Origin of the sequence: Bradyrhizobium jicamae, from assembly GCF_018130215.1 — a bacterium.
Taxonomy (GTDB): Bacteria; Pseudomonadota; Alphaproteobacteria; order Rhizobiales; family Xanthobacteraceae; genus Bradyrhizobium; species Bradyrhizobium jicamae_A.
Genome location: NZ_JAFCKQ010000003.1, coordinates 211,871 through 229,055, shown reverse-complemented (window position 1 = coordinate 229,055; position 17,185 = coordinate 211,871). Strand labels below are relative to the sequence as shown.

16 protein-coding genes are annotated in these 17,185 nt (G+C 65.6%); 8 read left to right on the top strand and 8 right to left on the bottom strand.

Annotation, left to right across the window (positions count from 1 at the left end; genetic code table 11):
• The first annotated feature begins 199 nt into the window (after positions 1 to 199).
• Positions 200 to 1,405 carry a CaiB/BaiF CoA-transferase family protein gene (locus JQ586_RS07070; protein ID WP_212393792.1) on the top strand — a complete coding sequence of 402 codons (1,206 nt, stop codon included), beginning with the start codon at positions 200 to 202 and terminating at the stop codon, positions 1,403 to 1,405.
• Between the two features lie 52 nt (positions 1,406 to 1,457).
• Here JQ586_RS07070 and JQ586_RS07065 read toward each other — a convergent pair whose 3' ends face one another.
• The 3 genes from JQ586_RS07065 to JQ586_RS07055 form a co-directional block, all read right to left on the bottom strand.
• Positions 1,458 to 1,622 carry a hypothetical protein gene (locus JQ586_RS07065; protein ID WP_212393791.1) on the bottom strand — a complete coding sequence of 55 codons (165 nt, stop codon included), beginning with the start codon at positions 1,620 to 1,622 and terminating at the stop codon, positions 1,458 to 1,460.
• Between the two features lie 121 nt (positions 1,623 to 1,743).
• Positions 1,744 to 3,291, bottom strand: a complete 1,548-nt coding sequence (locus JQ586_RS07060) for a hypothetical protein (RefSeq protein WP_212393790.1) — start codon at positions 3,289 to 3,291, stop codon at positions 1,744 to 1,746.
• 91 nt (positions 3,292 to 3,382) lie between these two features.
• On the bottom strand, positions 3,383 to 4,378 hold the full coding sequence (locus JQ586_RS07055) for a hypothetical protein (RefSeq protein ID WP_212393789.1): 996 nt from the start codon (positions 4,376 to 4,378) through the stop codon (positions 3,383 to 3,385).
• 219 nt (positions 4,379 to 4,597) lie between these two features.
• Between JQ586_RS07055 and JQ586_RS07050 the strand changes: the two genes are divergently transcribed.
• From JQ586_RS07050 to JQ586_RS07035, 4 genes are all read left to right on the top strand, one after another.
• On the top strand, positions 4,598 to 4,972 hold the full coding sequence (locus tag JQ586_RS07050; RefSeq protein ID WP_212393788.1) for a Crp/Fnr family transcriptional regulator: 375 nt from the start codon (positions 4,598 to 4,600) through the stop codon (positions 4,970 to 4,972).
• A complete protein-coding gene (locus tag JQ586_RS07045) occupies positions 4,969 to 5,778 on the top strand; it encodes an MBL fold metallo-hydrolase (RefSeq protein WP_212393787.1) in 810 nt (269 codons plus the stop codon). Before JQ586_RS07050 ends, JQ586_RS07045 begins: the two co-directional genes overlap by 4 nt.
• A gap of 110 nt (positions 5,779 to 5,888) precedes the next feature.
• Entirely contained in the window at positions 5,889 to 7,202 is a 1,314-nt protein-coding gene (locus JQ586_RS07040; RefSeq protein WP_249147369.1) for an MFS transporter, read from the top strand.
• 145 nt (positions 7,203 to 7,347) lie between these two features.
• Positions 7,348 to 7,962, top strand: a complete 615-nt coding sequence (locus tag JQ586_RS07035) for a glutathione S-transferase family protein (protein ID WP_212393786.1) — start codon at positions 7,348 to 7,350, stop codon at positions 7,960 to 7,962.
• 76 nt (positions 7,963 to 8,038) lie between these two features.
• Here JQ586_RS07035 and JQ586_RS07030 read toward each other — a convergent pair whose 3' ends face one another.
• The 3 genes from JQ586_RS07030 to JQ586_RS07020 are packed head-to-tail and all read right to left on the bottom strand — an operon-like array spanning position 8,039 to position 10,064.
• Positions 8,039 to 8,536, bottom strand: coding sequence for a TPM domain-containing protein (locus JQ586_RS07030; RefSeq protein WP_212393785.1), 498 nt, complete (start codon positions 8,534 to 8,536; stop codon positions 8,039 to 8,041).
• A gap of 2 nt (positions 8,537 to 8,538) precedes the next feature.
• Positions 8,539 to 9,435: a YgcG family protein gene (locus JQ586_RS07025; protein ID WP_212393784.1), complete on the bottom strand. Its 897-nt coding sequence runs from the start codon at positions 9,433 to 9,435 to the stop codon at positions 8,539 to 8,541.
• Positions 9,436 to 9,455: 20 nt separating this feature from the next.
• On the bottom strand, positions 9,456 to 10,064 hold the full coding sequence (locus JQ586_RS07020) for a LemA family protein (RefSeq protein ID WP_212393783.1): 609 nt from the start codon (positions 10,062 to 10,064) through the stop codon (positions 9,456 to 9,458).
• A gap of 158 nt (positions 10,065 to 10,222) precedes the next feature.
• On the opposite strand from JQ586_RS07020, the gene JQ586_RS07015 reads away from it, so the two are divergent.
• Genes JQ586_RS07015 through JQ586_RS07005 form a run of 3 tightly spaced genes read left to right on the top strand, consistent with a single transcriptional unit; the run spans position 10,223 to position 13,439 of the window.
• Entirely contained in the window at positions 10,223 to 11,080 is an 858-nt protein-coding gene (locus JQ586_RS07015; protein WP_212393782.1) for an enoyl-CoA hydratase, read from the top strand.
• A 5-nt stretch (positions 11,081 to 11,085) separates the two neighbouring features.
• The gene (locus JQ586_RS07010) at positions 11,086 to 12,231 is read left to right on the top strand and encodes an acyl-CoA dehydrogenase family protein (RefSeq protein WP_212393781.1); all 1,146 of its coding nucleotides are present in this window, start codon (positions 11,086 to 11,088) and stop codon (positions 12,229 to 12,231) included.
• A gap of 11 nt (positions 12,232 to 12,242) precedes the next feature.
• The gene (locus tag JQ586_RS07005; protein WP_212393780.1) at positions 12,243 to 13,439 is read left to right on the top strand and encodes an acyl-CoA dehydrogenase family protein; all 1,197 of its coding nucleotides are present in this window, start codon (positions 12,243 to 12,245) and stop codon (positions 13,437 to 13,439) included.
• 103 nt (positions 13,440 to 13,542) lie between these two features.
• On the opposite strand, the gene JQ586_RS07000 is transcribed toward JQ586_RS07005, so the two are convergent.
• Both JQ586_RS07000 and JQ586_RS06995 read right to left on the bottom strand, forming a co-directional pair.
• The gene (locus JQ586_RS07000; RefSeq protein ID WP_212393779.1) at positions 13,543 to 15,870 is read right to left on the bottom strand and encodes a xanthine dehydrogenase family protein molybdopterin-binding subunit; all 2,328 of its coding nucleotides are present in this window, start codon (positions 15,868 to 15,870) and stop codon (positions 13,543 to 13,545) included.
• Positions 15,871 to 16,017: 147 nt separating this feature from the next.
• On the bottom strand, positions 16,018 to 17,106 hold the full coding sequence (locus tag JQ586_RS06995) for a S1C family serine protease (protein WP_212393778.1): 1,089 nt from the start codon (positions 17,104 to 17,106) through the stop codon (positions 16,018 to 16,020).
• Positions 17,107 to 17,185: the final 79 nt, after the last annotated feature.

Below are 17,185 nucleotides of genomic sequence, written 5' to 3'. Positions count from 1 at the left end.
GATGAGCGAAGCGATCCATACCTCGGCCCCGGGTTGGATGGATTGCTTCGTCGCTTCGCTACGCGCAATGACGTCCGCAAAAAGCGCCGTTGCAACACGCCCCCGACATGGGTCAAATGGCGCCCTCATTCGGGATCATCGCACGCGATATTCCAGCCACCGGAAAAAGACCAACAAGCGCCACGGGAGCGACGGCACGATGGAAAAAGGCATTTTTGACGGGCTCAAGGTCCTGGATTGCGCAAGCTTCATCGCGGCGCCTGCAGCCGCCACCGTGCTGGCCGACTTCGGCGCCGACGTCATCAAGATCGAGCCGCCGGGCGCCGGCGATCCCTACCGGAACCTGCCGAACCTGCCCGGCTATCCCCATAGCGAGCACAATTTCGCGTGGATGCTGGAAGCCCGCAACAAGAAGAGCCTGGCGCTCGACCTCACCAAGCCCGAGGCGCGCGAGGTGCTCTACAAGCTCGTCACCGAGGCCGACGTCTTCATCACCAACATGCCGCCGCAGGTGCGCCAGAAGCTCGGCATCACCCATGACCACCTCGCCCATCTCAACGACCGGCTGATCTACGCCTCCTTCACCGGCTATGGCGAGAAGGGCGACGAAGCCAACAAGCCGGGCTTCGACTCCAACGCCTATTGGGCGCGATCCGGCCTGATGGATCTGGTGCGTGCCGACGAGGACACCACGCCGGCCCGCTCGGTCGCCGGCATGGGCGATCACCCTTGCGCGATGGCGTTCTACGGCGCGATCGTCACCGCGCTGTTCCAGCGCGAGAAGACCGGCAAGGGCTCGCATGTCTCGACCAATCTGATGGCCAACGGCATCTGGGCCAATGGCGTACTGGCGCAGGCCAAGCTCGTCGGCGCCAAGTTCAAGAAGCGCAAGCCGCGCGAGGAGGCGCTGAACGCCGTCACCAACCACTACAAGTGCAGGGACGGCCGCTGGATCATCCTGTCGCTGCTCAACGAGGAGCGGCAATGGCCGACGCTGGCGCGCTGCCTCGGCCGCGAGGATCTCGTCGACGATCCGCGCTTTGCCACCAAGGCGGACCGCCATTCGCGTTCGGTGGAGCTGATCAGGATCTTCGACGAGACGTTTGCGACACGCGACCTCGCCGAATGGCGCAAGGTGCTCGACGGCAATGGCCTCGTGTTCGGAGTCGTCGGCATCCTCGACGACATTCCGAACGACAGGCAGATGATCGAGAACGAGGTCCTGGTGCGGTTCGAGAACGACACCATGCTCACCGTCAACAGCCCGATCTTCATCGACGGCGCCAAGAAGGTGCAGCCGCGCAAGCCGCCCGGGGTCGGCGAGCACTCCGACGAGATCCTGCGGCAGGCCGGCTATGACGAAGCCGCGATCCGGAAGCTGCGTGCCTCCGGCGCAGTGGCTTGAGGGCCGGCTGCTGGTTCGCCCTCGCGCCGCTCTCGCGGGGAGAGGAAATGGTTCAGCGCTTCAGCCAGGCCCAGACGATCGCGACCACGACGACGCCGATAACGACCGCGAGCCCGATCGCCCAGCTGCTGACACGGACGGCGCTGGCCGCCTGACGCTCCGCCTCGTTCGCCGCGATCTCGCGGTCGCGCTGCTTGTCCTGGTCGGGCGCACTCATCGGCCGGTCTCCGCTCGAGGGCTGTTCAGGTCCTGGTCGCTGCGTTCAGTGTAGCATCAGATAATGACGCCTGGCGGGTCGGATCCGTTCCGCCGGGACGGACGAGGCGGCATGCAATCCGCTACCGTCCCTTCACGAAGCACATGCCCATGCGCGTGGTCTGGCCGGCGACCTGGCACGCGAGCCCTTCGGCGCAGGTCCAGCCGCGGAAACTGCGATCGGCCTCGGCTGGTTTCGCGCCGGGAAGATAACAATGCGCACCCCAGCCGTCGCTGTATTCGGTCCCGGCGAGCTCGGTGCTGCCGCGCATCTGCGGTCGGCTGGAGAAGCCGCGCGAATAGTCCGGCGCCTTGCCGTCGCTCATGCTCGCGAGGATATCGCGGCGGCGAACCTGGTCACCGAAGAAATGCGGCGACGCCGGCACCACGGTCGAATTCGACGGTTTCGCGGCCATCCAGTCGACGCCCGGAAAGTGAAAGCCGCCGATGCCGCGGGTCTGGTGGCAACCGGCGCAGGTGACGTCGTTGAGACGCCGCTCGAAGCCCGCGACCGAGCGGATGTTCTGCAAGTGCGTGCCATCGGTCGCGGCCTTCTGCAACGCGCCGACCACGTCGTCCTCCGAGAACACCGCCTTGCCATTGACGCCCTCGCCCTGCACCAGCCCGAATTCGGGCTCGAGATCACTGGCGTCGAACCCGACCGGGGTCGGCGCGACGGCACCGGTCGCGAGGAACTTGTCGGGGATCACGAGCGTGCCGCGATCGAACTCGGCGAAATGCCTGGGGTCGAGCAGCCACGCCTTGAACTCGCGCCGCAAGCCTTCATCGGCCAGGATGCGATCGCGATCGATCTGGTTTTCCAACGGCGATTCGACGAAGCGCCTGGTCTGGCGGTCATAGTCGAACACCTTCAGGAGATAGTCGGTGCGGAAGTCGCGCACCGTCGATTTCGGCGCGTGGGCGATCTGCAGATTGGTCTCGATCCGTTCGATATTCCCGGCATCGACCAGGTCGAGCGGTCCGTCCTTGCCGAACAGCCTGTCCATCGTCGGCGAAGTCGCAGCCGTGGCGAGCCAGCGCCGCGCGATCTCGCGACAGCTGATCGACGCGTCGTTGGCGTCGCCCTTCGCCTTCAGCACCAGGTTCAGCGTCATCGGCAGCCGCTGCGATACTGCGTTTTCGCCGATCAGCGGCGCATCGGTGCGGGTCAGGCGGTAGATCAGCCTGATCTCGCCGCAGCTCGCCGGCGCCACATAGGCGCGGTCCATGCGGTTGACGATGCCTGACAGCACGAAGCGGACGTCGGGCGATGCGAACAGGCTGCGGTCGAACAGCTGGAACGCAAAGCCGTCGCCGACGCCGATACTCTCGTTCGGCAAACTGGCCTTGTGGTTCTCGACATAGCGGTCGAATTCGCGCTCGAGCGACTCGCGCACCCCAAGCATCGACGGCAATCCGAACAGCGCGCTGTTGGCGAGCGGCGCAGCTGCGGAACGCTCCGGCAACAGCATGCGGCCGAGGCCGAACCGTCCCTGATCGAGCGTGCGCAGGATGGCGGGGTCGATGATCGCAACTCCGCGTTCGAGCGGGCGCTCGTCGCCCGCATGCGCGACCGAAGCGCCGCAGAGCAGGACGGACATGGTCAGGAGACATCTCAGCGCGCGGTTCATGCCGTCAGTAACACCGCGCGGCGAAACCTATTCAAGAAAAAAGGCGCTTCACATCGCAGTGAAGCGCCTCGCTTTCGTCGCCTTTCGGCAATCAGCGCGCGACGATCAGGCCCTTGCTGGTGACCACGACCCAGCGGCCATCCTGCTTGCGGATGGCGTCGATGCGGCCGAGACCGGGGACGGGATCGCCGGCATAGACCTCATACATGCCCTGGCGGCCCTCGATCAGCGCGGCACCATGGCCGACGTCCCGGAGGGCCCAGCCTTCGACCACCGGCAGGCGGCCGACTTCGACCTTGGGTGCGGCGGCCGCCGTCGCCGGCGACGTGACGGTGCCCGTGGTCTCCCGCGCAGCGACTTGCGTCGGAGCCGCAGCGGCAGTCACCGGCGGTGCGGCGCGCAGCTTGTCGACGGCTTCGCTGAGCTTGGTGAGCTTCGCCATCGGCTCGGCCTGCGCCTTCTCGAACTTGTCGAGACGGTCATTGGTCTTGTTGAGCTGGGTTGCACCAGTCCTCGCGGTCTGGTCGATGCTGGACTTCAGGGCCTGGATTTCGCCGTCGATCCGGGCAATCGATGTTTGGACCGCGTCCCTGGTCGTGTCCTTCGTATCCTTGGCGGACGCGACGGCTGACGTGGTGAAATGGCCAAGACCCGCGGTCGCCAGCGCGCCGCCGACGGCGCCTGCGACCGTGGCCAGCGCCACGATGGCCGCCATCGCAGCGAACCGGGGACCGCCGGACGATTTGGCGGGTTGCTCGGCCGTCGGCTTGGCGGCGGTCTCCTCATGGTCCCAGGCGCGCTCAGCGGGCGCCATGATCATGAGCTTACCCGGGAAACGCGGCTCGTCGCGCTTGCCGGTTCCGAGCTCGGGAACGCCCATGTCAGGCTGGTCGACCTTGACCGGCTCGATCTTCGACGTCTCCATCCGGGGCGCATCTGGCTTCACATCCGCCTCGGGCGACGTCGCTTCCTGATCGGGCGACAGTCTGGGAGCCTCGATCTGGGCCACGGCCGCGACCTGCTCGGGCTTCGCCGCCGTTTCGGCACCGGTTTCAGCGCTGACCGGCTCGCTCTGCTGCTCACTCACTTCAAAGTCTCCAGACTGGGTTGAGAATTTGGTAACTTTTATTGCTTGCGAAATCCTTACCGGAACCACGATTGAACGCCGGCTTACGGAAATTTTAGGGAATTTTCGGGTCGGATTTGGGCCGATGCTGCCCTGCGGCAATCCGTGCGTGCTCCGTTTGCGCCCGCTGCTTTCCCGACTAACATGGCGCGTCAATCCAGCCAGAAGGCGGGGACGGTCATGACGATCGAGAAATGCGTCAAGGAATTTGATGTCGGTGACGTCATTTTCGAGGAGGGCTCGAGCGGGCGCGAACTTTTCGTCGTGCTCGACGGCCAGGTCGAGATCGCAAAGATCAACGGCGATCACAAGACCGTCATCGTGACCCTCGGCAAGGGCGAGTTCTTCGGCGAGATGGCTGTCATCGACGGCTCGTCGCGCTCCGCGACCGCCATCGCCGCCGCACCCTCTACACGCGTGATGCGCATCAACCACGCCCGCTTCGTCTATCTCGTCAGCCAGCAGCCGGCTTTCGCGCTGATGGTGATGGACGCGCTGTCGAAGCGCCTGCGCGCCTCCAACAACGTCACCTACCGGACGGCGGCCGCCCCATGAGCGATCGCCGGCCGAGCCCGTTCAAGACCCTGTTCGACAGCGACGTCGCGACGCTGATCCAGGCCGCCGACGACGTCTACCAGATCCGGTTCAAGAACCGCGCCGCCAACGCCTATCTGGTGCGCGGCAGCAGGCGGACGATCCTGATCGACGTCGGGCTGTCGAGCAATTTCCCGCATCTGCTCGCCTGCCTCGCGCATGTCGGCGTGACGCCGGACATGATCGACATGGTGGTGCTGAGCCACGAGCATCTCGATCACATCGGCGCGGCCTATCATTTCCACGGCCGCGCCTATATCGCCGCGCACCGGCTCGCCGCCAACAAGATCATGCTGCGCGACGACTTCTCGATGCTGCGCAAGATGTTCAACGAGCCGAACGTGCCGATCGAGATCGACCTCTGGCTCGAGGAAGGCAACCTGATCGACCTCGGCAATTTCCGCCTCAACGTGATGTACACGCCGGGCCATACCTCGGCCTGCATCACGCTGTTCGACCAGGACAAGGGCCTGTTGTTCGCCGCCGACACCTTGATGCCGGGTGGCGTGATGGGGGGCGTGTTCGGCTCCGGCTCGATCGCCGACTACATCCAGTCGCTGGAGCGGCTGAAAGGGCTGAGTTCGAAAATCCTGCTGTCAGGCCACGGCCGGCTGTCCGATACGCCACACGACGACGTGCGGATCGCGCTGCAGCGCTCGCATGCGCTGCTCGACGACACTGCGCAACTGTTCGACGCGCTCGACGCGCGCTCCAATTTCGAGCCGATCATGCAGTCGGTGCGCGACCTCAACAAGCTCGACGACTGACGCTGCCCGCGCCACCCGTTGTGGTCCGACATCACTTTGCACTAGGATCGACCGAACAACGCAACGAGCGCGGCAGGACAAGCCGTCGCCGACAACGGGGAGACGGACGGATGGACAAGGACGCGATGGCGCAGATGCGCCGCCGGGTGGTGATTTCGTCGACCATCGGCAATGCGCTGGAATGGTTCGACTTCACCGTGTTTGGCCTGTTCGCAGGCATCATCAGCAAGCTGTTCTTTCCCGCAGACAATCCAAGCTCGTCGCTGCTGCTCACCTTCGCCACGTTCGGCATCGCGTTTGCGGCGAGGCCATTGGGCGGCCTGGTGTTCGGCCTCTACGCGGACAAGCACGGCCGCAAGAAGGCGCTGGTCGTCATGATCACGCTGATGGCTGTCGGCACCGGTCTGCTCGGCCTGCTGCCGACCTTTGGCGCGATCGGGATCGCGGCGCCGCTGCTGTTGCTGCTGGCGCGCCTGATCCAGGGCTTTTCCGCCGGCGGCGAATTCGGCAGCGCCAGTGCGATGCTGATCGAATTCGCACCGCCCGGCCGGCGCGGCCTTTTCGGCTCGTTCCAGATGGTTTCGCAAAACCTGGCATTCGCCATCGGTGCAACCATGGCGATCGGCCTCAATCTCGGCCTGTCGGCAGATGCCTTCGCGAGCTGGGGTTGGCGCGTGCCGTTCATCCTCGGCATCCTGATCGGGCCGACCGGGTGGTACCTCCGCCAGCGGTGTGACGAATCTCCCGACTTCCAAGCCTATCTCGCCGAGAAAGCCGCGGCGGCGCAACCGGCGAAGAGGACCACGCTCGGCCAGCTGTTTTCCGATCATCCGGTCGAACTGATAGCCTCGTTCTGCCTGATCGCTGCCGGCACCGCGATCAATTACGTCAATGCGATCTTCCTTCCGACCTATGCGGTGGCCGAGCTGAAACTGCCGCTGCTGAATGCGCAGATGGGCCTGCTCTTCATCAGCCTTGCCAATGCAGGGATTGCCGTGGCCACCGGGGCGCTGTCGGACCGGATCGGCCGCCGTGCCGTGCTCATTCCGTCGCTGGTCATCTATGCCGCGCTGTTCTACCTGATGCTGCAGCGGCTGGTCGCCGCTCCCACGACCACGAATCTCTGGCAGCTGCAGATCGTCGCGGTTTTCCTGGGCGTGTTGGCCGGGCCGATGCCGGCGTTCATGACCGAAATCTTCCCGGTCGGCGTTCGCTCGACCGGAGCCTCACTGATGTACAATCTGGCGGTGATGCTGTTCGGCGGACTAGCGCCGTTCATCAACACCTGGCTGGTTGCGGCGACGGGCGACAAGACAGCGCCCGTCTATTACATCCTGTTCGCCGCGGCCGTCGGCCTGGTCGGCCTGTCGATGTATCGCGGGCGGCCTGCCGTACCCGAGATCGCACCTCAACCGGCGCAGTGACGCACAAGCGAACGCGTGCACCTCGCGCGTCTTTCCCGCGCCGCTCAATTCCGTGTGAGCACGCGCGGGCGCAAGTCATTTGACAAAACCTTCCGCGGCCTGTTCAACAGCGCCAACAACAATGCCTGATAACAGGGAGCGAGACATGAAGCTTTACGACTCGATCGGACCGAATCCGCGCATCGTGCGCATGTTCATGGCGGAGAAGGGCATCGAGATCCCCAAGCAGACCGTCGACCTGCGCGGCGGCGAGAACCGGCAGGAGGCGCATCTGAAGCGCAATCCGCACGGCCAGATGCCGACGCTCGAGCTCGACAACGGCAGCTACCTCTCCGAGGTCGTCCCGATCTGCGAATATCTCGAGGAAAAGCATCCTTCGCCCGCGATGATCGGTACGACGGCCGAGGAACGCGCCGAGAGCCGGATGTGGACCCGCCGCCTCGACCTCAACATTGCCGAGCCGCTTGCCAATGGCTATCGCTTCGGCGAGGCGCTGAAGTTCTTCGAGAAGCGCATCCCGGTCGCGCCCGACGCCTCGCCCGGCCTGAAGATGATCGCCGCCAATCGCATCAAATGGCTCGACAGCCAGATGTCCGACGGCCGCGAATATATCTGCGGCAGGCGCTTCACGCTCGCCGACATCCTGCTGTTTTGCTGGCTCGAGTTCGGCAACCAGGTGGGCCAGCCGCTCGACCAGTCGAACACCAACATCGTGGCCTGGTTCAACCGCGTCGGCGCGCGGCCATCGGCGAAGGCGTAATCTTTCTACCCGTCATTGCGAGCCATCGGGCGCGCATTCGCGCGACCCGTTGCTCGCAATGACGCAAAGAACTCATTCAAATCACCACCGGCTTGTCCGGCAACTCGTTCGGGCCACCGGGCACAGGCGGAAAGTACGTCGCAAGCTCCCGCGACACCGCCTCGATTCCCCTGATCACGCCCTGCTCGAACCGGCCGCTCCTGAAATCGACCTCCATCGCGCGGCAGATCGCTTCCCATCCCGCGCGGCCGACCTTGAGGTCGATGCCGCGGTCGGCGACGATCTCGACGTCACGGTCGGCCAGCAGGAGGTAGATCAGCACGCCGTTGTTGTGATGGGTGTCCCAGATCCGCAGATGCGAGAACACGTCGAGCGCCCGCTCCCGCGCCGGCTGGTCGTGGAACAGCGGTGCGCCGTCCAGCGCGCCCTCGACGACGAAGCGGATCTGGCCGGAATGCGTGGCCTCGCCGGCCTTGATCGCCCGCTCGATGGCGTCGAGCACGCGCGGCGGAAAATCGCGCCGTACCCGCCAACGGTGCTCGAGCAGATGCTTGCCGATGCGTTTGATGCCCATCGCTACCAGCTCCCTGACGCGCCGCCGCCGCCGAAGCTGCCGCCCCCGCCGCTGAAGCCGCCACTGTCGCTCGAGCTCGAGCCGCTGCTCCAGCCCCCGCCGCCGGACCATCCGCCGGGATAGCCGCCGCCGCGTCGATACGGCCCCGAGCCGACCACCGGACCGCCGAAATTCAACCCGCCGAAGATCAGCGCCGCGGCGAAGCCGAACAGGCCGACCAGGATGGCGGCGGCAAGCGAGCCGGCCACCATCCAGGCGAAGACGCCGACGATGCCGCCCGTCGCGACCGAGCCGAGCAGCCGTCCCAGCGCAGCGCGCAAGATGCCCGCGCCGATGATGACGGCGAAGATCAGCACCGGATTGGCGAAATCGATCAGATCGGGGGCCTGCCAATGCGCGGGCTCCGGCGCTGGCAATTGCTCGCCATCGACCAGTCGGATCATCCTGTCAACGCCGGCCGAGATGCCGCCGGCGAAATCGCCGGCCTTGAATTTCGGCGTAATCTCCTCGTCGATGATGCGATGGGTGATGACGTCGCTCAGCACGCCTTCGAGGCCGTAGCCGACCTCTATGCGCAGATGCCGGTCGTTCCTGGCGATGACGAGCAGCGCGCCGTCGTCGATCTTCTTGCGCCCGATCTTCCAGGCTTCCGCAACGCGGATCGAGAACTGCTCGATCGGCTCCCCATCGGTGGTCGGCACGATCAGGATCGCGATCTGCGCGCCCTTGCGCGTCTCCAGGTCCTTGAGCCTGTCGTTGAGCGAGGCGATGTCGCTCGCCGACAGTGTCCCGGTCTGGTCGACCACGCGGCCGGTGAGCTGCGGCACCGCGACCTCGGCCAGCGCCGGACACATAAAGCCCAGCAGCAAGGCAAGCAGAAAGACGCGAGCAGCGCTCATCGCGATCGGCCGCGCCACCGCTACTTCGACGGCGCTGGCGTCGGGTTGAAATCGACCTTCGGCGCGGTCGAGATCTCCTTCTCGTTGTCGACCGTGAAGTTGGGCTTCTCCTTGTAGCCGAACGCCATCGCGGTGAGGTTGTTCGGGAAGGTGCGGATGCCGATGTTATATTCCTGCACCGCCTTGATGTAGCGGTTGCGCGCCACCGTGATGCGATTCTCGGTGCCTTCGAGCTGCGCCATCAGGTCGCGGAACAGCGCGTCCGATTTCAGCTGCGGATAGTTCTCGGTGACGACGAGCAGTTTAGACAGCGCGCCTGTGAGTTCCCCCTGCGCCTGCGTGAATTTCTGGAAAGCGGCCGGGTCGTTCAGCACCTCTGGCGTCGCCTGGATGCTGCCGACCTTGGCGCGCGCGTTGGTGACGCCGAGCAGGACATCCTTCTCCTGCTGCGCAAAGCCCTTCACCGAGTTGACGAGGTTCGGCACCAGATCGGCGCGCCGCTGGTACTGGTTCACCACCTCCGACCAGCTCGACTTGACCTGCTCGTCGTTGTTCTGGATCGCGTTGTAGCCGCAATTGGTCAGGCTCAAGGTCGCCAGCGCTGCCAGCACGGTCCAAAGCTTGCGCATGAAAGTTCTCCCGGTGGAATTTCGCCGTCACCGTATCAGATCGTTTTCGCCGGGTAATCCCACGCGGCGGCATGCGGCTGCATTTTTGCCACTGATGGCCCTTGCCTATCCCTCCCCGCGCCGTTCATCATGAAGGAAAATCGATCCGGGGAGGATCCATGACATCAGACACTTTCGAGACGATTGTCGTCGAGCGGCCGGAGCCCGCGATCATCAGGATCGTGATGAACCGCCCCGAGGCTCGCAACGCCCAGAACCTGCAGATGACCTACGATCTCAACACGGCCTTCGACCGGGCGGTGCAGGACGACGCAGTCAAGGTCATCATCCTCGCCGGCAACGGCCCGCACTTCTCCGCAGGTCACGACCTGCGGCCGAGCGGCAAGAACCAGGCGGGCACCGATTTTCCACCGGTCGGAAATTGGGGCGGCTTCGCCGAGCCGAATGCCCACGGCCGCTTCGCGCGCGAGCAGGAGATCTACCTGCAGATCACGCGGCGCTGGCGCAATCTCGCCAAGCCGACCATTGCGGAGGTGCATGGCAAATGCATCGCCGGCGGGCTGATGCTGGCCTGGGCCTGCGATCTTATCGTCGCAAGCCAAGATGCCGAGTTCTGCGATCCCGTGGTGACCATGGGCGTCTGCGGCGTCGAGTGGTTCGTGCATCCCTGGGAACTGGGTGCGCGCAAGGCCAAGGAGATGCTGTTCACCGCGGATGTCTGGAGCGCCGACGAGGCGCATCGGCTCGGCATGGTCAATCACGTGGTGCCGCGCGGTGATCTCTCCTCCTTCACGCTGGCGCTGGCGAAGAGGATCGCGGCTAAACCCGCCTTCGCGCTGAAACTCTCCAAGGAAGCGGTCAACCGCTCGGTCGACATCATGGGACAGCCGGCCGCGATCGATCAGGCGTTCGCGCTGCATCAGCTCTGCCACGCGCACAACCTTCAGGAATTTGGAATGGTGGTAGACCCCGCGGGCCTTCATCCCTCCGTCAGACAATCCGCAAACGTGAAGTAGATCAGATGGACTTGACCCTCAGCGACGAGCAGCGCCTGCTGCGCGAAAGTGTCGACCGCTTCGTGACCGAGACGTTCACGGCCGAACACCGCAAGAGATCAGCCAACGAGCCGCTCGGATTTTCGCCCGCGATCTGGAAGCAGTTCGCCGGGCTCGGCTGGCTGGCGCTGCCGATCGGCGAGGCCCATGGAGGGCTCGGGGGCGGCGCGATCGAGATCGGGATATTGATGGAGGCGTTCGGACGCGGACTGGTGACCGAACCCTACCTTTCCACGGTCGTGATCGGCGCGGCGCTGGTCGGCGCATGCGGCACCGGGGCGCAGAAGCAGGCGATCCTGCCTGACGTCGCGGAAGGCGCGCTCACGCTCGCTTTCGCGCATTCGGAGCGCGCCGCGCGGTTCGATCTCGGCCATGTCGAGACGACGGCGACCAGGAGCGCCGACGGATGGCGGCTGAACGGCAACAAGACCGCGGTGCTCGACGGCGCCGCCGCAAAGCAGATCATCGTCTCTGCCCGCATCGTCAATGCGAACGGCGCCTCCGGCAAGCTCTGTCTGTTCCTGGTGCCGGCTGATGCGCCCGGCCTGCGGGTGCGCGACTATGCGCGGCTCGGCGGCGGACGCGGCTGCAATCTCGACCTCAATGACGTCGCGCTCCCGGCCGATGCGCTGCTCGGTGACGGCAGCGACGCCCTGCCCGCAATCGAGGCCGTGGTCGACCGCGCGATGGCCGCGCTCGGCGCCGAAGCGGTCGGCATCATGCAGACGCTGCTCGACACCACGCTGGAATACACCAGGATCCGCAAGCAATTCGGCCGCCCGCTGTCGGCCAACCAGGTGATCCGCCATCGGCTTGCCGACATGGCGATGCAGGTCGACGAGGGCCGCTCGATGGCGCTGCGCGCGGCGCTGATGGCCGATGCCGAGCCGGTAGCGCGCAGCCGCGCCGCGTCCGGCGCGAAAGCAAAGATCGGCAAATGCGCCCGCTTCGTCGCCGAGCAATCGGTGCAGCTGCACGGCGCAATGGGCGTCACCGAGGAGCTCGACATCGGCTCCTACTTCAAGCGCCTGCTCGCCTTCGAGACGCTGTTCGGCGGCAGCGCCCATCACTATCGCCGCCATGCTGCCCTGAGCGGTCGCCTGCAAGCCTGACGGAGCGCAAGATGGATCTCACCTTCAACGCACAGGAACGCGCCTTCGAGCAGGAGGTTCGCGACTTCCTCGCCGCCAATCTGACACCGGAATTGAAGCGCGCCACCGCGCTGACGCCATCGGTATTCTCCGATCCCGACATCGGCATGGCCTGGCAGCGCGCGCTGCATCGGAAGGGCTGGGGCGCGCCGGGCTGGCCGGTGGACCATGGCGGGCCGGACTGGACGCCGGCGCAGCGCTGGATCTTCGAGGCCGAATGCGCCCGCGCCGGCGTGCCCAATGTCAACGTGATGGGCGTGAAGATGGTCGGGCCCGTCATCATCGGCTTCGGATCGCCGGAGCAGAAGAATTTCTACCTGCCGCGCATCCTTTCCGGTGAGGACTATTGGTGCCAGGGCTATTCCGAGCCGGGCTCTGGCTCCGACCTCTCCTCGCTGAAGACGCGCGCGGTGCGCGACGGTGACGACTACATCATCAACGGCACCAAGATCTGGACCACGCATGCGCATCACGCCAACCGCATGTTCGCGCTGGTGCGTACCAACGAGAGCGAACGGCAGCAGGACGGCATCAGCTTCATCCTGATCGACATGAAGACGCCGGGCATCACCACGCGCCCGATCCTGACCATCGGTGGCGACCACGAGGTCAACCAGGTGTTCTTCGACGACGTTCGCGTGCCCGTCGCAAACCGCGTCGGCGAGGAGGGCAAGGGCTGGACCTATGGCAAGTATCTGCTCGAATTCGAGCGCGGCTCCGGCATCGCCTCGGCCAAGCTGCGCGATGCGCTGAAGACGATCGCCGATCTCGCGGGGTCCGACGTCACCGGCCGCGCCATCGACGATCCTGATATCGCGCTGCGGATGTCGGAGGTCGAGGTCGACATCGATGCGCTCGAGATGACCGAGCTGCGGGTGCTGTCGGCGCTGCAGACCGGGCAGAACCCCGGCGCGGTGTCGTCGCTGATCAAGCTGCGGGTCAGCGAGATCCGCCAGGCGGTGACGCGGCTCGGCGTCGACGTGATCGGCAATGACGGACTGGCGGTCGAACCGGCGCGGCCGTTCTACCGGCTCAACCACGAGCCGGCGGTATCGGAGGAGCTGCTGCCCGTGGTGCCGGAATATCTCAACGGGCGCGCCTACACGATCTTTGGCGGCTCGTCGGAGATCCAGCGCGACATCATCGCGAAGATGGTGCTGGGGTTGTAAGACGCCGTCATTCCGGGGCATCGCGCGGCGATGGACCCGGAATCTCGCCCAGCAACCTCGAGGTTCCGGGTTCGACGCTCCGCGTCGCCCCGGAACGACGGAATCAAGCCGCCCGCGCCTTCGCGTCGCGGATCGCCTGCCAGATCTTTGACGGAGTAAGCGGCGTGTTCAACTGCGTGATGCCGAGCTCGCTCAGCGCGTCCATCACGCCGTTGGTGATGCAGGGCGGGCCGCCGATCGCGCCCGACTCGCCGCAGCCCTTGGCACCGAGCGGATTGGTCTTGCATGGCGCCGAGTCGTCCAGCGTCACCGAGATCGGCGGGATATCATCGGCGCGCGGGATGCAATAGTCCTGATAGCTCGCGGTCAGGAGCTGGCCTTCCTCGCTGTAGGCCACGCCTTCGTACAAGGCCTGGCCGATGCCCTGGGCAACGCCGCCATGCACCTGGCCGGTCACCAGCATCGGATTGACGGCGACGCCGACGTCATCGACCGTGGTGTAGCGTACCACCTTGCTGACGCCGGTCTCGGGATCGATCTCGACCTCGCAGATATGGGTGCCGTTCGGCCAGCTCGGCCCGTCGACCTCGCCTTCGCTCTCGACCGAGAGCTGCGCACCTTTTTCCTTCTTCGCGATCTCGAACAGGCCGATGCGCCTGTCGGTGCCGACAACGCTGAGCACGCCGTCGCGATACTCGATGTCCTCGACGCCCGCCTCCAGGATGTTGGCGGCCTTCTCCCGCGCCTTGTTGATCATGTCGTTGGAGGACACCGCGACCGCCGTGCCGCCGACGAACAGCGAGCGCGAGCCGACGCTGCCGAAGCCGGTGGCGAGATCGGTGTCGCCCTGGACCACGTCGATCCTGTCCATGGGAATGCCGAGCGTATCCGACACCATCTGGGTGTAGGTGGTTTGCAGGCCCTGCCCCATCGCCATCGTGCCGGACCACAGGATGACGCGGCCTTCGGCGGTGGCGTGCAGCGAGACCTTTTCGTTGTGCGCGCGGCCGCCGGTCCATTCGATGTAGCTGGTCAGGCCGCGGCCGTAGAGCAGGCCCCTCTTCTTCGCCGCCTTCTTTCGCGCGGCAAAGCCGTTCCAGTCGGCAAGCTCCGACGCGCGCTCCAGCATGTGCGCGAAGGCGCCGCTGTCATAGACCTGCCCGACCGCGTTGGTGTAAGGCAACTGCGCCGGCTTGATGTAGTTGACCTTGCGGATGGCCCGCGGATCCATGCCGATCTGGCGCGCCGCCGCATCGAACAGCCGTTCGACGATGAAGACGGCCTCGGGCCTGCCGGCGCCACGATAGGCGCCGACCGGCGCGGTGTGGGTCATCACCGACTTGACCTCGAAATGCACCAGCGGCAGGTCATAGACGCCGGTCTGCACGAACGGCCCGAGCACCAGCGGGATGATGTTGGCGGTGCCCGACGAATAGGCGCCGGTGCCGCCGATCGAGCGCACGCGATAGGCCAGCACGCGCCCCCTGGCATCGAGCGCGAACTCTCCGGTCGAGGTGAGATCGCGGCCATGGGTGCCGCCGACGAACTCGTCGGTGCGATCGCCGCGCCAGCGAATCTTCTTGTTCAGCTTGGTCGCGGCATAGGCGACGATGCCGTCTTCGGGATATAGACTCGTCTTCTGACCGAAGCCGCCGCCGATATCGCCGACCAGCACGCGCACGCTGTCCTTGGGCCGCTTCAGGATGGATTCCGCAAGCAGGTCGCGGGTCGAGCCCGGCGTCTGCGACTGCACATGCAGCAAGAGCCGCCCGGTCTTCTTCTCGATCTCGGCGATGGTCGAGCGCGGCTCCATGGCCGACGGCGCCAGGCGCTGGCTGACCAGGTCGAGCGAGACCCGGTGCGCGGCGCTGGCAAAGGCCTCCTCGACCTTGGCGGCATCGCCATAGCTCATCGCGGCGACGATGTTGTCGGGCGCCTCGGGCCAGACCGCGGGTGCGCCTGATTTGATCGCCTCGACCGGATCGACCACCGAGGGCAGCACCTCGTAGTCGATCTCGATCGCCTCGGCCGCGGTCTGCGCCAGCACGCGCGAGGTGGCGACGACGGCCGCGACACCCTCACCGGCGTAACGGACCACCTCATGCGCGAGCAGGCGTCGCGGCGGCACCGTCATCGGCTTGCCGTCCGGCCGCTTGAAGATCGCGAGCGTCGGCAACGTGCCGATATCGTCCCTGACGAGATCGGCACCGGTATAAACCGCCTCGACGCCCGGCATCTCCAGCGCCGCCCTGGCGCCGATCGACCTGATGTTGGCGTGGGCATGCGGCGAGCGCAGCACATGCAGCCAGAGCGCGCCGTCCTCCGGCTTGTCGTCGATGAAATGCCCCTTCCCGGTGAGCAGCCGCTGATCTTCGAGACGCTTGACCGGCTGGCCCGCACCAAAACGCATATTGCCGGGAAGAATGTTCATCGCAGGGTCCTTGATTGCAGAAATTTCGCGGGGGTTTTAGCGGATTTTTGCCGGCTGACAACCGACTGCGGCCAGGGGACGGATGCGCCGGCCCCGCATTGCGCGACGAGCACGGATTCGTGACCGTCCGGGCTGCCGACGAGAGTATTATTGCGTGCGACCAATATCGACGACGGCGACCTCGACATCACGCGTCGACCCGTCGCGCTTGACGCTCAGGCGCACCGTCTTGCCGACCCCGACCTGCTCGACCTCATCGGTAAGGTCGGAGAGCCGGTGAACCGGCTTGCCGTCGACCGCAGTGATCACGTCGCCAAGATGACCGGTGGAGAAATCGACGCCGTGGATTCCGGCGCGTTCAGCCGGCGACCCCGGTGTGGTGCGCACGACGATCAATCCTTCGGCGCCCAGACGCGTGGCAACCGCCTCGTTTGCGGTCACGACGCCGACGCCCGGCGTCGGCACGCGGCCGTCGCGAATCAGTCCCGGGACCACGCGGTTGACGATATCGACGGGGATGGCAAAGCCGATACCGGCATTCGACCCCGAGGGCGAGAGGATTGCGCTCGTCACGCCAATCAGGCGGCCGGCTGAATCGAGCAGCGGGCCACCCGAGTTGCCCGGATTGATCGCGGTATCGGTCTGGATCACGTTGGCGATCTCGCGCCCACTGCTTGTCGGCAGCTTTCGCTTGAGTGCGCTGATGATGCCGCTGGACATGGATTGATCGAGCCCGAACGGATTGCCGATCGCGAACGCGAACTGGCCGACCTTGAGGTCCGCGGAGCTGCCGACCGCGACCGGCGGCGGCAATGCGTGCGCGCTTTGTACCCGCAGCACAGCAAGATCGTAGTTTGGCGCCGTACCGACAATCTCCGCGCGCACCACCTCACCGGAGGCAAAGCGCACCGCGAGCCGGCTTGCCTTCTCCACCACGTGGTTGTTGGTGACGACGTGGCCGTCACCGTCCCAGACTATGCCAGTGCCGGACGCGACGCCGCCCTCCTGCTCCTCGCTGAACGGATTGGCGCTGGATTGTGCTACGACCTGCACAACCGACGGCGAGACCTTCTCGAAAATTTCAATATTGGCCTTCTCAGCGTCCAGAAGCGCCCCGCGGGTGGCGACGGCGCGGGCGCTCGAGCTCATCCAGGGAGCCTGAAGCAGATTGCCGCCGGCATAGGCCAGCAGGACGGCTGCGGCGATGGCAAGGAGGAGGGTCGCGCGGCGTTTCATCGATGAGCTCCGCGCAACAAACGCCGCCCGTGCGCGAAGGTTTCTGGGGAACGGCCACGGCGCGTGCTCCAATGACTTG